Origin of the sequence: Janthinobacterium sp. (assembly GCF_009923995.1) — a bacterium.
Lineage (GTDB): Bacteria > Pseudomonadota > Gammaproteobacteria > Burkholderiales > Burkholderiaceae_D > Janthinobacterium.
Genome location: NZ_RFSK01000062.1, coordinates 20,284 through 34,333, shown reverse-complemented (window position 1 = coordinate 34,333; position 14,050 = coordinate 20,284). Strand labels below are relative to the sequence as shown.

The 14,050-nt window shown below is 62.0% G+C and carries 15 protein-coding genes; 6 read left to right on the top strand and 9 right to left on the bottom strand.

Annotated features, from left to right (window positions below):
• From EBS11_RS23355 to EBS11_RS23335, 5 genes are all read left to right on the top strand, one after another.
• Window positions 1-290 (top strand): N-acetyltransferase (locus tag EBS11_RS23355; RefSeq protein ID WP_290606946.1); only part of this gene is annotated, 290 nt, incomplete at its 5' end.
• Window positions 291-383: 93 nt separating this feature from the next.
• Window positions 384-806: a DUF4019 domain-containing protein gene (locus tag EBS11_RS23350; RefSeq protein ID WP_290606944.1), complete on the top strand. Its 423-nt coding sequence runs from the start codon at window positions 384-386 to the stop codon at window positions 804-806.
• Window positions 807-871: 65 nt separating this feature from the next.
• A complete protein-coding gene (locus tag EBS11_RS23345) occupies window positions 872-1,372 on the top strand; it encodes an N-acetyltransferase (protein WP_290606952.1) in 501 nt (166 codons plus the stop codon).
• A gap of 32 nt (window positions 1,373-1,404) precedes the next feature.
• The gene (locus EBS11_RS23340; protein WP_290606942.1) at window positions 1,405-1,698 is read left to right on the top strand and encodes a hypothetical protein; all 294 of its coding nucleotides are present in this window, start codon (window positions 1,405-1,407) and stop codon (window positions 1,696-1,698) included.
• 121 nt (window positions 1,699-1,819) lie between these two features.
• Window positions 1,820-3,568: a serine hydrolase domain-containing protein gene (locus tag EBS11_RS23335; protein WP_290606940.1), complete on the top strand. Its 1,749-nt coding sequence runs from the start codon at window positions 1,820-1,822 to the stop codon at window positions 3,566-3,568.
• A 17-nt stretch (window positions 3,569-3,585) separates the two neighbouring features.
• Here EBS11_RS23335 and EBS11_RS23330 read toward each other — a convergent pair whose 3' ends face one another.
• The 7 genes from EBS11_RS23330 to cyoA all read right to left on the bottom strand — a co-directional run bounded on the left by EBS11_RS23330 (window position 3,586) and on the right by cyoA (window position 10,371).
• On the bottom strand, window positions 3,586-4,122 hold the full coding sequence (locus EBS11_RS23330; protein WP_290606938.1) for a response regulator transcription factor: 537 nt from the start codon (window positions 4,120-4,122) through the stop codon (window positions 3,586-3,588).
• The gene (locus tag EBS11_RS23325) at window positions 4,112-5,461 is read right to left on the bottom strand and encodes an ATP-binding protein (protein ID WP_290606936.1); all 1,350 of its coding nucleotides are present in this window, start codon (window positions 5,459-5,461) and stop codon (window positions 4,112-4,114) included. The genes EBS11_RS23330 and EBS11_RS23325 overlap by 11 nt, the downstream gene beginning before the upstream one ends.
• Window positions 5,445-6,200, bottom strand: coding sequence for an SURF1 family protein (locus EBS11_RS23320; RefSeq protein WP_290606934.1), 756 nt, complete (start codon window positions 6,198-6,200; stop codon window positions 5,445-5,447). The genes EBS11_RS23325 and EBS11_RS23320 overlap by 17 nt, the downstream gene beginning before the upstream one ends.
• A gap of 83 nt (window positions 6,201-6,283) precedes the next feature.
• Entirely contained in the window at window positions 6,284-6,667 is a 384-nt protein-coding gene (cyoD, locus tag EBS11_RS23315) for a cytochrome o ubiquinol oxidase subunit IV (protein WP_290606932.1), read from the bottom strand.
• Complete coding sequence (gene cyoC, locus EBS11_RS23310; protein ID WP_290606930.1) at window positions 6,664-7,302, bottom strand: cytochrome o ubiquinol oxidase subunit III; 639 nt, start codon at window positions 7,300-7,302, stop codon at window positions 6,664-6,666. The genes cyoD and cyoC overlap by 4 nt, the downstream gene beginning before the upstream one ends.
• Window positions 7,295-9,298 carry a cytochrome o ubiquinol oxidase subunit I gene (cyoB, locus tag EBS11_RS23305; protein WP_290606927.1) on the bottom strand — a complete coding sequence of 668 codons (2,004 nt, stop codon included), beginning with the start codon at window positions 9,296-9,298 and terminating at the stop codon, window positions 7,295-7,297. Before cyoB ends, cyoC begins: the two co-directional genes overlap by 8 nt.
• A gap of 89 nt (window positions 9,299-9,387) precedes the next feature.
• Complete coding sequence (gene cyoA / locus EBS11_RS23300) at window positions 9,388-10,371, bottom strand: ubiquinol oxidase subunit II (RefSeq protein WP_290606925.1); 984 nt, start codon at window positions 10,369-10,371, stop codon at window positions 9,388-9,390.
• A gap of 217 nt (window positions 10,372-10,588) precedes the next feature.
• Here cyoA and EBS11_RS23295 point away from each other — a divergent pair, with 217 nt between their 5' ends.
• Complete coding sequence (locus EBS11_RS23295) at window positions 10,589-11,935, top strand: MFS transporter (protein ID WP_290606923.1); 1,347 nt, start codon at window positions 10,589-10,591, stop codon at window positions 11,933-11,935.
• A 299-nt stretch (window positions 11,936-12,234) separates the two neighbouring features.
• Here the strand turns inward: EBS11_RS23295 and EBS11_RS23290 are convergent, their stop codons facing one another.
• Together EBS11_RS23290 and EBS11_RS23285 are read right to left on the bottom strand one after the other, a co-directional pair.
• Window positions 12,235-12,687, bottom strand: a complete 453-nt coding sequence (locus tag EBS11_RS23290) for an Hsp20/alpha crystallin family protein (RefSeq protein WP_290606921.1) — start codon at window positions 12,685-12,687, stop codon at window positions 12,235-12,237.
• 136 nt (window positions 12,688-12,823) lie between these two features.
• Window positions 12,824-14,020: a tetratricopeptide repeat protein gene (locus EBS11_RS23285; protein WP_290606920.1), complete on the bottom strand. Its 1,197-nt coding sequence runs from the start codon at window positions 14,018-14,020 to the stop codon at window positions 12,824-12,826.
• Window positions 14,021-14,050 lie beyond the last annotated feature (30 nt).

The following is a 14,050-nucleotide window of genomic DNA, read 5'->3' as shown; positions in this document are numbered from 1 at the left end:
CCATCGGCCTGGCCGCGCAAGTGGTGGCCGGCGACGGCGAGTGCCACCTGATCGCCATGTGGGTGCATCCGGAATATCGGGGACTGGACGTGGCGCGCCAGCTGGTCGATGCCGTGAAACAATGCGCCGTCGGCAACGGCCATCCGCGCCTCGTGCTCGGCGTGGCGCCGGAAAATGCCCGCGCGGCCGCGTTTTACCGGAAACAGGGATTTGTCTTTTTAGCGGAATGGGAAGCGCTGGAGAGCCATCCCCATATCCAGGTGCAGAAGATGGCGTGGCTGGCGGCGTGATGTTGCATGCACGCCGCCGCACATAAAAAAGGCTATGCCGGGCCGACGTTTGGCGATAGTCTGGACGTCTGTTCAATCCTTTCCGGAACCACCATGAAACTCCTCACATCGCTGTTCCTTGCCGCCGCCATAGTGGGCGCCCAGCCTGCCATGGCGCAGGAAACGAAGGAAGTGGCGGCCGCCAGGCTGGCGGCGGAAAGCTGGCTCAAGCGCATGGATGCGGGCGATACCGCAGCTACCTGGGACAGCAGTGCCGCGTCGCTGCGCAGCGAAATGTCGAAGTCGAGCTGGAAGATGGTCGTCACGGCCGTGCACTGGCCGCTGGGCGAGTTCAAGTCGCGCAAGCTCAAGTCCGCCGCCCTGCAAAAGGCGCCGGCCGGCAAGCCTGGCCAGGACAAGGTCGTCATCGACTACGTGAGCCAGTTTGAAAACAAGGCCAACGTGCAGGAAACCGTCACGACGGTGCTGGAAAAGGATTCCGTCTGGAAAGTATCGGGATATAACATCAACGGCTAGCCATCCGCCGCGGCACGGCGGTAGCTGGCCAGCAACTGAAGAGGCCTGTCTTGGCAGTACAAACATTGATCATTCGCAAGGAAACTCCGGCCGACACGGGCGCCATCGGCGCCGTAACGCGCGCAACCTTCCTGCATGCCGAGCACACGGACCATACGGAACAGTTCATCGTCCAGGCCTTGCGCGCCGCCGGCGCCCTCAGCGTCTCGCTGGTGGCTGAACTGGATGGGGCATTGATCGGCCACGCGGCTGCCTCGCCCGTCAACATCAGCGACGGCACGCCGCGCTGGTATGGGCTGGGGCCCGTGTCCGTTTTGCCTGCCCACCAGCATCGGGGCGTGGGCAGCCGGCTCGTCAAGCAGGTACTGGACGACTTGCGCCAGTTGGGCGCGGCCGGCTGCGTGGTGCTGGGCGAGCCCGCGTATTACGGCCGTTTCGGCTTCCGCGCGGAAAGTACACTGGTCTTGCCCGGCGTGCCGCCCGCGTACTTCCAGGCTCTGGTACTGGAGGGAGCGCTGCCAGCCGGCAGCGTCAGCTACCATCCTGCCTTTGAGGCCAGGAGCTAGGTCATGCCTTCCCCTTTGAAGGAACCGCGCCTGTGAGCCGGCTCCGCATCCGTCCTGCCACCGCCGCCGACGGGCCGGCCTTGAAGTCCACGCGCCTGGCCGCCCTGCTCGACGCCCCCACTGCCTTTGGCGCCAGCCATGCCAGCGCGGCAAGCTTTTCCGATGCGCACTGGCAGCAGCGCGCCAGCCCCACGCCGCAGTGCACCTTCTTCCTCGCCTTTGACGCAGAACAAACCATCGGCCTGGCCGCGCAAGTGGTGGCCGGCGATGGTGGGAAGCGCTGGCGAGCCATCCGCCTATCCGGGTGCAGAAGATGGCGTGGCTGAGCGGTGCATGAACTGCATGAAGCGTGGCTAGCCGCTTCACGGATGTCCGGCTAGACCGTCCTCCCGGCCCAGCCGTGGCCACGCGTGACATCGAAATTGTTTAATCAAACGAAGGGTTTCAATGAGCGTCCTTGCAGTACGGCGGCATTTTCTATCCATTGCACTCGTCCTCCATAGCGCTGCGGCGATGGCCGACACAAGCGACACGTCACAAACGACGGAACTGACGCAGCGGGTGGATGCCCTGTTTTCGGCCTACGACGCCGGCAGCCCTGGCTGCGCACTCGGCGTGATACGAAATGGTGAACTGGTCTACAAAAAGGGCTATGGAAATGCCAGCCTGGAATTTGGCGTGCCCATTGATCCGGAAAACACCGCGTTCGCCATCGGATCGATCTCCAAGCAATTCACGGCTGCGGCCATTTTACTGCTCGTGCAGGATGGGAAAATCTCCCTGACGGATGATATTCGCCAGTATCTGCCTGAAATGCCCAATTACGGTAAAGCAATTTCAATTGACCACATGCTGTCGCATACCAGCGGCTTGCGGGACTATACGGTACTGATGACGATGGGGACTGGCGTGCGTGAAGTCGATTATTCGTCAGACGCGGATGCCATGGCGATCATTCTGCGGCAAACATCGCTGAATTTCGCGCCGGGCGCACATTTCATGTACAGCAATACGAATTATTTCTTGCTGGCAAAGATAGTCGAACGGCTTAGCTCCCAGCCATTCGGCACATTCCTGCAGGAGCGTATTTTTCAGCCGCTGAACATGCGCCACACCCGCGTTCGTGACAAGTACGACGCCGTGGTACGGCAGCGTGCAATGGGCTATGCACCATCGGCGACAGGCGGATACAGCATAAAGGACGTCAACTGGGAACAGGTGGGCAATACGGGTGTGCTGAGCACCGTGTCAGACTTGGCGAAATGGGACGGAAATTTCTACCAGCCGCGCGTCGGCGGCGCATGGCTGGTCAAGCAACTGCAGCAGAATGCCATTCGTAGCGACGGCATCCGCTTGAGCCACGCGCGTGGCCTGATCGTCGATGGCGCTTATCGCGGCATGCGCTCGGTGCACCACGCCGGCGATACGGCAGCTTTCCACGCGCAATTGTTCCGCCTTCCAGAGCAGCGCTTTTCTGCCGTGGTCTTGTGCAATGTCGACGGCGTCGACCAGACACTGCTCAGCTTCAAGGTTGCCGATATTTTCCTCGCCGATGAAATCAAGAAACGCCGCGCCACTGTCGCGCAGCCAGGTGCCAGGCCTGCCGCCAGGGCGCCCGCTCCAGCAAGCATGCCTTCGGCCTCCGAGCTTGAGAGTTACGCCGGCGTTTATCTTGAGCGCTATTCTCAGTCGCTACATGCGAGGGAAGCGAGGGACGGCCACCTTTGGTACCGTGCCCCGCAGCGCGAACCTGTTGCCTTGGAGCCAGGCGGCGCCCAGCGCTTCCGCTTGCCGGGGAAAATGGAAAACCTATTCCAATTTTCCCGGCAGGACAAGCGTGCGCTGTTGACTATCGGCTCTGGCGCAGACGAACCGCTTGAACTGGTCCGCGTCAAACCCGTCCAGACCGATCGCGTGCGCCTGGAGGACTATGCCGGAACTTATTTCAGTCCAGAAATCAATGTGCACTGGACCATCGTGACGAAGGACGGCAAGCTATACAAGCAAGCGCAACGCGAGGCCAGCAAACCAATGAGTCCGGCTTTCGAGGACGCGTACACCGTGACTATCGATGACCAGGAGCTATTGCGCTTTACGCGCAACAGCCGCCAGCGGATCACCGGATTCATCGTGGACAACCCGCGTGTGCTGAATGTCGTTTTTTCCAGGACGCGCAGCGCCGCCAAGGCAGACTGAGGCGGCAAACTCGCGGCCTACTTCACCCGCTGCTTTTCCAATTTGCGCGCCAGGGTGCGCCGGTGCATGCCCAGGCGACGGGCCGTTTCCGAGATATTGAAATCCGTCTCGGCCAGCATTTCATGGATGCGCTCCCATTCCAGGGTCTTGATGTTGGTGGCGCGGCCCGTCAGTTCGATGTCGGCGTTGCCGGCCACGTGGCCGAAGGCCGCTTCGATGTCGTCCGTGTTGGACGGCTTCGCCAGGTACTGGCAGGCGCCCAGCTTGATGGCTTCGACGGCCGTGCCGATGCTGGCGTAGCCCGTCAGCACGACGATCAGCATCTCCGGGTCGTGCTGGTGCAGCATCTGCACGCAGGCCAGGCCAGAGGTGTTGCCGTTGAGCTTTAAATCGACGACGGCATAGTCGGGGCAATGCTGTTCCAGCAAGGCGCTCGCCTCGTCGAAATTCGTCGCCAGGATGACCTGATAGCCGCGCCGCTCGAACGAGCGGCCCAGGGTGCGGGCAAACGCGGCGTCGTCTTCCACGATCAGTAACAGACGGTCATCCTGCATGGTGGTCGCTTTCTCTTTCCAGTTTGATGGCCGCCAGCGGCAGGGCCAGGTGCACCACCGCCCCGCCCTGCACCCGGTTGCGCGCCGTCACCGTACCGCCTAAAGTACGCGCGACATTCACCACCAGGAACAGTCCCAGTCCGCCGCCGGGCTTGCCCTTGCTGCTTTGATACGGTTTGCCCAGATGCGTCAGCATCGACGGCTCGAAGCCGGGGCCCGCATCGGTGATCACCAGGTGCAGGGCATCCGCTTCGCGCGTCGCTTCGAAGCGCAGCCAGTCGGGCGACGCCTCCAAAGCATTGTCGAGCACGTTGCAAATGGTTTGTTTCAGGGTCGAATCGAAGACGACGGGAACGTCGTGCTCGATGCGGTTATCGTACTCGAAATCGTGGATGGGGCGGCTGCTGCGCCATTCGTCCACGAGGTCGTTGAGGAAGGTGTTGATCGTCGTTTTCACCGACGATTCGCCGCGCGCCTCTCCCGCCGACAGCAAAATGCCGCTGACGATGCTCTTGCAGCGCTGCAACTGCGCCTGCATTTCCGTGATTTCCTCCAGCAACTCGCTGTTTTTGCTCAGTTCCGGCATGCGGCGCCAGTCGCCGAGGATGACGGACAGGGTCGCCAGCGGCGTGCCCAGTTCGTGCGCGGCGCCCGAAGCCAGCAAGCCCATGCGGATGATGTGCTCCTCTTCCGCCGCCCGCTGGCGCAAATCGGCCACCTTGGCGTCGCCGGCCCGCTGGTTGCGGTTGATGCGCGTGATGAACACCACCAGCAGGGCCGCGTTGAGGATGAAGCAGATCAGCAAGCCCTGCACGTACAGGCTGGAAAAGCCCCGCTCCGGGTCGATGGGCAGGATCAAAGGGCCGGGCAGCAGTGCCAGGCCAGCCAGGCACAGGCTGGTAATGGCCACCATGATCCACGTCGACCATACTTCCAGCAGGACGGCGCTGAGGATGACTTGCAGCAAATACAGGAAGGCGAAGGGATTGGTGATGCCGCCGCTCAGGTAGAGCTGGGCCGTCAGCACGGTCACGTCGACCAGCAGGGCGAGGAAGAGTGCCGTGTTGGAGACGGGCTGGCGCTCGTGCCAGCGCAGCAGGCTGGCCAGGTTGAAGGCGATGAGGCAGGACAGCACTTCCAGCATGTAGGGCACGGGCAAGGCGATGCCCAGTCCCACGCCCACGCCGAAGATGGTGCTGATCTGGCCGATGACGGCCAGCCAGCGCAGCTGGATCAGCAGCTTCATGTTCTGGTGGCCGGCCGGGTGTTCCATCTCGGCCGCCACCGCACCGCGTTCCAGTACCTCGCGGTTGGGCAGGATCTCAATCCTGCCCGGCATGGTCGCTTTCTTGCGAATGATCAAGGTTCTTGCCGCGCGCGCGGCGGCGCTTGTCCTCGCGCACGATCCACCACGTGATGCCGGCAACCATCAGGGCCAGGGCGAACCACGTCAAGGCGTACACGAGGTGGTTGTTATGGAAGGAAACGACGGTCAGGCCGCCGACGGGGGCGTCCGCGGCCGTTTCCGACTTTGCCTGCGCATCGACGAAGTACGGCGCCACCTTGGTGAGCATGTGCGAGGCGCCGATGGCGGCCACGTCGCGCGAATACCAGTGCTGCGTGGCAGGATTGTTTTCGCGCAGGAAGCCGCCGCCCGTCTCGCTGATGCGCAGCAAGCCGTCCACATGGACGATGCCGGCCGGCGTGCCGGCGCCGATGCTTTCGCGTTTCGGCACGAAGCCGCGGTTGACGAGCACGGTGCTGCCGTCGGCCAGGCGCATGGGCGTCACCAGCCAGTAGCCGCTGCCCAGTGCCGTCGTTGCCTGCACCAGGGTATTGAATAGGGGGAGATATGTACCGGAGAGTCGCACATGGCGGTACTCATCCGTTTGAGGCGTAATGCTGGCCCAGGCTGCGGGTCCAGGGGCGTCCGTTGCGGGCGCATGTACGCGTTGTTCGACGCGCTCGATCAGGTCAAGCTTCCAGAAGAGGCGCTTGACTTGCCAGGTGCCCAGGGCACAGAAACCGGCAAACAAGATCCCCGCCAGCAAGGCCAGTGCAATTTTTGAATACTGCATGGCCGTGCCGCGTGGGCCTGGCGCGGCATCTTGCGATGCGGCGCCAGGGGCGCGCCCGGTGTTGCTTGGGCGCGTATTACTCATCATGGAGCCGTTTTCACATGCATGTACTCAGGCATCAGATCCGGCATCATGTTGTGGTTCATGTGGTACATGACCCACAGGGAACCGGCCATGGCAATACCCACGATCATGATCGTGAAGATCAGCGCCATCATGTTCCAGCCGCCTTCCGACTTGGTGTTCATGTGCAGGAAGTACACCATGTGCACCACCACTTGCACCGCCGCGAACGCCAGCAGGACGAGGCCCATGGTGCCCGAGTCGGTGATGGCTTTCGTCATCACCAGCCAGAAAGGAATGGCCGTCAGGATGACCGACAGGATGAAGCCGATGGCATAGCTTTTCAGGCTGCCATGGTCGTGCTGGTCATGGTGGTGGCTATCGCCGTGTGTATGGTCGCTCATGGCAGGACTCCCATCAGGTAAACAAAGGTGAAGACGCCGATCCAGATGACGTCCAGGAAGTGCCAGAACAGCGACAGGCACATCATGCGACGACCGTTTTCCGGGGTCAGGCCATGCTTGTTCAACTGGAACATCAGGGTCACGAGCCAGATCACGCCGAACGTCACGTGCAAGCCGTGAGTACCGACCAGGGCGAAGAACGACGACAGGAACGCGCTGCGCTGCGGACCGGCGCCTTCGTGGATCAGATGAATGAATTCATACATTTCCAGCGACAGGAAGGCCAGGCCGAACAGGCCCGTGATGGCCAGCCAGACCAGGGTGCTGCGCAATTGCTTGCGCTGCATGGCCAGCATGGCGAAGCCGTAGGTGATCGACGACAGCAGCAGCATGGCCGTGTTGACGGCGACCAGCGGCAGGTCGAACAGCGCGGCGCCCGTCGGGCCGTCCGCGTAGCTGCGGCCCAGCACCGCATAGGTGGCAAACAGACAGGCGAAGATCAGGCAATCGCTCATCAGGTAGAGCCAGAAACCCAGCAGGCTGCCGTTTTCCGGGTGGTGCTCGCGCACGAAGTAGCTGCGCGAGCTTGGTGCGGCGCCAGCGGCGCCGGTGTTATGGGCGATGGTATCAGACATGGCTGCTCAGCAATTTAGTATAAGCGTCTTCGGTACGGATTACTTCTTCCGCAGGAATGTAGTAATCGCGCTTGTAGTTAAAGGTATGGACGATGATGGCGGCCATCATGACCACGAAGCCAACGCCGGCGACGAGCCACATTTGCCAGATCAGGCCAAAGCCGACCACTGCGGACAGTGCGGCGATCACGAAACCGGCCCAGGTGTTCTTCGGCATGTGGATCTTCGTGAAACCGGACGTCGGACGCTGGTAACCGTGTTTCTTCATGTCAGTCCATGCATCGAGTTCATGCACTTGCGGCGTGAAGGCGAAATTATAGTCTGGCGGTGGCGACGACGTTGCCCACTCCAGCGTACGGCCGCCCCATGGGTCGCCGGTGACGTCGCGCAGGGCGTGACGGTTGCGGAAACTCACATAGAACTGCATCAGCAGGGAACCGATGCCCAGCGCGATCGAGACGGCGCCAAACCAGGCGATGATGGTCCAGATTTGCAGGGATGGATCTTCAAAGTGGTTGACACGACGGGTCACGCCCATCAGGCCCAGCACGTACAGCGGCATGAAGGCCAGGTAGAAGCCGACGAACCAGAACCAGAACGAGCATTTGCCCCAGAAGGTGTCGAGCTTGTAACCGAAGGCTTTCGGGAACCAGTAGTTAATTGCAGCAAACACACCGAAGACCACGCCGCCGATAATCACGTTATGGAAGTGGGCGATCAGGAACAGGCTGTTGTGCAGCACGAAGTCCGCCGGTGGTACGGCCAGCAGGACGCCGGTCATGCCGCCGATGGTGAAGGTGACCATGAAGCCGATCGTCCACAGCATGGGCAGTTCAAAGCGGATACGGCCGCGGTACATGGTAAACAGCCAGTTGAAGATCTTCGCGCCTGTCGGGATCGAAATGATCATCGTCGTGATGCCGAAGAAGGAGTTGACGCTGGCGCCCGAACCCATGGTGAAGAAGTGATGCAGCCATACCAGGTAGGACAGGATCATGATGACGCAGGTGGCGTAGACCATCGACGCATAGCCGAACAGGCGCTTGCTGCTGAAGGTGGCAACGACTTCCGAGAACACGCCGAACAGCGGCAGGATCAGGATGTAGACCTCTGGGTGACCCCAGATCCAGATCAGGTTGACGTACATCATGGCGTTGCCGCCCAGTTCCGTCGTGAAGAAGTTAAAGCCGGCAACGCGGTCCAGCGACAGCATGGCCAGGACAGCCGTCAGCACCGGGAAGGCGGCGACGATCAGGATGTTGGTGCACAGTGCGGTCCAGGTGAAGACGGGCATTTTCATCCAGGTCATGCCAGGCGCGCGCATCTTGACGATGGTGGCGATCAGGTTGACACCGGACAATAGCGTCCCGACCCCGGCAATCTGCAGGGACCATATGTAATAGTCTACCCCCACGTCCGGACTGCCGACGATGCCCGACAGCGGCGGATAGGCCAGCCAGCCCGTGCGGGCGAATTCGCCGACGAACAGCGAGGCCATCACCAGGACGGCGCCCATGGTGGTCATCCAGAAGCTGAAGTTGTTAAGGAAAGGGAAAGCCACGTCGCGCGCGCCGATTTGCAGCGGCACCACGTAGTTCATCAGACCCGTCACGAAAGGCATCGCGACGAAGAAGATCATGATCACGCCGTGGGCGGTGAAGATCTGGTCGTAGTGATGCGGTGGCAGGAAGCCGGCATTGTCGCCGAAGGCGATAGCCTGCTGGGTACGCATCATGAGCGCGTCGGCAAAGCCGCGCAGCAGCATGATCAAGCCCAGGATCATGTACATGATACCGATTTTTTTATGGTCGATACTGGTGATCCAGTCGCGCCACAGGGTACCCCAGACGCGGAAATACGTCAGCGCCGCAACGAGTGCGATGCCGCCCAGGGCGACCATCGCAAAGGTCGCCAGCAGGATAGGTTCGTGAAATGGAATTGCATCCCAAGTCAGACGGCCGAATATAAGCTTCGTCAGATCAATATGGTCTAGCATTGTTACTCTCAGAGAAAAAAGGGAGGCGCCAGGCAAGCGGCGCCAGTATCTGCAGCGCGTCTTGCTGCGCTGCGGGATTCATGCAGTTGTTACTTGGCTTGAACGCCCTTTTCAACTACTGCATCGCTAGCGACTACTGCCGTTACGGCCGCTACCGGGCTACTTGCCACCGTCGGTTTGTATGGCTCGACCGGCGTCACGCACAGGGCGTCGGAAACGATGGTGCGGTTCAGGATTGCCTTGTACAGATCGCTAGGAACGGCGCTGTAGTGACGGACCGGGTCGCGTTCGCTCGGCTGCGCCAGCGACAGGTAGTCGTCGCGGTTCAGCGCGCCGCCGCCGGCACGGGCCGTGGCCACCCACTTGTCGAAGTCCGCATCATTGACGCCATGGAACTTGAAGCGCATGCCCGAGAAACCGGCACCGCTGTAGTTGGCGGAGAAGCCCTTGTATTCGCCTGGCTTGTTGATGACGGCATTCAACTGCGTTTCCATGCCCGGCATGGCGTAGATCTGACCTGCCAGTGCGGGGATGAAGAACGAGTTCATGACGGACGACGCGGTGATCTTGAAGCGGATCGGACGATCGACGGGCGCATACAGTTCATTCACCGAAGCAATACCTTGCTCTGGGTAAATAAACAGCCATTTCCAGTCCAGCGCCACGACTTCGACGACCATCGGCTTGTGGCTGGCAGGAATCGGGCGGTTGGCGTCGATACGGCTCAGCGGACGATAAGGATCGAGAGTGTGGGTGCTGATCCAGGTCAGCAGGCCCAGCACGATGATGATCAGCAGGGGCGCGCCCCAGATGATCAGCTCGAGGCGAGTCGAGTGGTCCCAGTCCGGCTCGTATTTGGCCGCGGTGTTGTTTTTTCTATAGCGCCATGCGAAAAGCAGGGTCAGGGCGATTACCGGAACGATAATCAACAGCATCAGCAATGTCGAGATGACAATCAGATTGCCTTGCTGAACTGCGATGTCTCCGGACGGGTTCAGTACCACCGTATTGCAACCAGCTAACAATGCGAGAGGTAAAAGAAGCAGTCCGCGACGAACTTTTAATGAAAACATACAGGAAAGTCCAGTACAGGGGATGAAGATATGGTACTGTATTCTCACTGGAGCGCGTTGGCAATTGGACGTTTTGTCCTACCCCTTGCTCGGATTTTCAGCCGGTACTTGAGGAGTATTCCTACGACTACCTGATGAATAGTCCTACTCCGGGCGTGAGACACCCGGGGTATGTTACGCGTTGGCCGAACTCGAAACTATATTGGAGACGATCATCATGTCCAGCACGCGCATACACAGCGGGGACGTACCCGCCGACTTTTCCCCCCATTCCCTGCGCGACGCACGCGGGGCCGGCACGGTCGAATCGCATATCGACCCCGGTGAGATCGCCGTCGGCGTGATCATCGGCCGCGCTTCCGAGTATTTTGACTTCTTTGTGTACGCCATCGCCTCGGTGCTGGTGTTTCCGCGCGTCTTCTTCCCGTTTGAAGAACGCCTGGAGGGCACATTATATGCATTCCTGATCTTCTCGTTCGCCTTCATCGCCCGCCCCTTCGGCACCGTGATCTTCATGGAGATCCAGCGCCGCATGGGCCGCAGCGCCAAGCTGACGTTCGCCCTCTTCCTGCTGGGCGTGTCGACGGCCGGCATCGCCTTCCTGCCGACCTATTCCCACCTGGGCTTTGCCGCCATCATCTGGCTGTCCGTGCTGCGCATCGGCCAGGGCGTGGCGCTGGGCGGCTCCTGGGATGGCCTGCCGTCGCTGCTGGCCCTGAACGCGCCGGCAAACAAGCGGGGCTGGTACGCCATGCTGGGCCAGCTGGGCGCGCCCGTCGGCTTCATCATCGCCGCCGGCCTGTTCTGGTTCATGCTGACCACCCTGACGGACGAGGACTTCCTCGACTGGGGCTGGCGCTATCCTTTCTACGTGGCCTTCGCCATCAACGTGGTAGCCCTGTTTGCCCGCTTGCGCCTGGTATCGACGAATGAATATGCGCGCCTGCTCGACGAACGCGAACTGCAGCCCGTGAGCGTGTTTGAAATGAGCCGCGGCCAGGGCCGCAACGTGCTGATCGGCGCCCTCGCCGCGCTGGCCAGCTACGCCCTGTTCCACCTCGTCACCGTGTTCCCCCTGTCGTGGATTTCCGTCTACCAGACGCGTTCGGCCCCGGACTTCCTGCAGATTCAGATGCTGGGCGCCGTGCTGGCCGCCATCGGCGTGGTGATTTCCGGCCTGCTGGCCGACAAGGTGGGTCGCCGTACCACCCTGGGCGTGCTGGCCGTGCTGATCGCCATCTTCAGCGCCTTCGTGCCGACCCTGATGGGCGGCGGCAATACGGGTCAGGACGTGTTCATCCTCGTGGGCTTCAGCCTGCTGGGTCTGTCCTACGGCCAGGCCGCCGGCGCCGTGACGGCGAACTTCCCGGCCCGCTTCCGTTACACGGGCGCGGCCCTGACGTCCGACCTGGCCTGGCTGGTGGGTGCCGGCTTCGCCCCGCTGGTGGCGCTGGGCCTGTCGGCCAACTTCGGCCTCGCCTACGTCAGCTTCTACCTGCTGTCGGGCGCCGTCGCCTCGCTGGCCGCCCTGAGCCTGAACCGGGCGCTGGAAATCCGCGACTGATGACTAATATAGAGTGATGACTGCTATATAGAGACAGGAAGATACAGGCAGGCAGGACTCATATATAGAGAGAAACAGTCCAGAGACAGTCGACCGTCTTTGATCACGACAGTGCCGCGCAAGGCGGCACGCAAAAGCGCCGGATTCATCCGGCGTTTTTTTATGCCAGCGCTATTCCAGCATTGTTACACCGTCGTTCCCGCAGTTCCCCCGCCCTGCCACCGCTTTCAGGCGGCCGGTGTCATCGCGCCGGCCCGCGCCTCGACGACATCGCTGCGGCGGAATACCGGGTCGGCCCGTCAACGGATTTCCAGCTGCCTGCCGCCCGTGCCCGCTTTTTTCGGCAGGTCCAGCAGCAGGACGCCGTTTTCATAGCGTGCCTGGGCGCCGGCATCGTCCACTTCCTGCTGCAGCACGAAGCTGCGGTACTGCTGGCCGTACTCGCGCTCGCTGCGCACGAGCTTGCCGCCCGCGTCGCGCGTCTCCCGCTCGTTCTTGCGTTCCGCGCTGATGGAGAAGCGGTTGCCATCGATGGACACCTTGATGTCGTCCTTGCTGACGCCAGGAATTTCGGCCTGGACCTGGTAGGCTTGCTCGGTTTCGGAAATGTCGACACGCATGCGTGCATTGCCCACGTCGCGCACGTGCAGGGCGGGCGCGAAAAAGTCATGCATGAACTCTTCCATGTCGCTGAAAGGGTCGAAGCGCCCCAGCGGATGGCGCGCGTCGCGGTGCATCAATTGATTGGCCATGTTGTCCTCCTGGCAGGCATAGACACTGACGAACACATGGCCGGCAGCGGCGGACGCTGGCGCCCTGCCCCTGGCCGGCCATGCCGGTGCATACATGCTAGGCGACGCCCGGGATGGGCGCTTGATGCAGATCAAATCATGGCATCAAATGCCAGGTATTGATGAATTTCCGGACGCCGCCCGGATGCGCCGTCTTCCACGCTTCCAGGGAGGGACGGTAAGCCTCCTTGTACTGCAGCAGCAACAGCGCCGGCTCCAGCGCGCCCTTGGCGGCCAGGGAACGCAGGGTGGTTACGGCCGTATCGCGCAGCCGGTCCGGCTTGGCCGCTTCCATCTTGTCCAGGGCCAGGAAGGCGCCGTTCCACGCGTCGAGGTCCGCCTGGAACACCGTCTTGTCGCCGCGCTGCACGGCCACAGCCGCGCTCGCCTGGCCCAGGGCCAGCGCCATCCAGAAGGCATCGTCGATGGTGCTGGCCTCGGCCTCGCCCCCCGCCGGCTTGGGCTGGATATTCACGCGCACCTGGCCCGTCGCCGCATCGATGCTGCCGGCCGCCTTGGGCTGCAATTTCAGGGCCACGAGGGGCACGCCGTGGCTGGCCTGGAAATGCTCCATGCGCTGCCAGGCCGACAGCTGGTCGGGGTGGGCGCCGATGGCGCTGCCCAGGGCCAGCTCCAGTTCCGGCCACTTCTGCTGCTCCTGCAGGGCATCGGCCAGGTAGCGCCATGCCTGCTCGTGCAGCGGTTCGATCTGCGTCGCCTTGCGGAAGTGCTCGGCCGCGGGCTCCCATTGACGCTGGACAAAATAGCAATCGCCCGCAAACAGCCAGGCATCGGCATAGCCGGGATCGGCGGCGATGGCTTGCTCGTACTTTTGCAGGGCGGCGGCGTATTCCTTCTTGCTGAACAACTGTTCTCCCGCGACCACCAGCTCCATGGCGTTGCCCTTCGGCGTGTATTTGGGGCGCACGCCGCCGCCAGCGAGCCGGCGCGCCACCTCCTGCGCCAGCGGGTCCTGCGCATCGAGGGCCAGCGCCTGGCGCGCCGTCTCGGCGGCCGCCTTGCGTGCCGCCTGGCGCTGCTTGTCGTCCAGGCTGCCGGCATCGGACACGATGTAATACAGCAAGGCCAGCGCGCCCACGGGATGCGAGGCGCGCGGGTCGGCCTTGGCCGCCAGCTCGAATTGCTCGCGCGCCTGCGGGAGCTGCCCGCTGGTCACGAGGTCCATGCCCCGCCGCACCAGTTCCTGGCTTTGCTGGTTGCCCAGCACGACTGCCTGGCTGCCCAGCGGCAGCACACAGGCCCATATCGCGCAGGCGATGACTGTTCTTCGCATAAATCTCCCATCATTTGATGACGATACGGG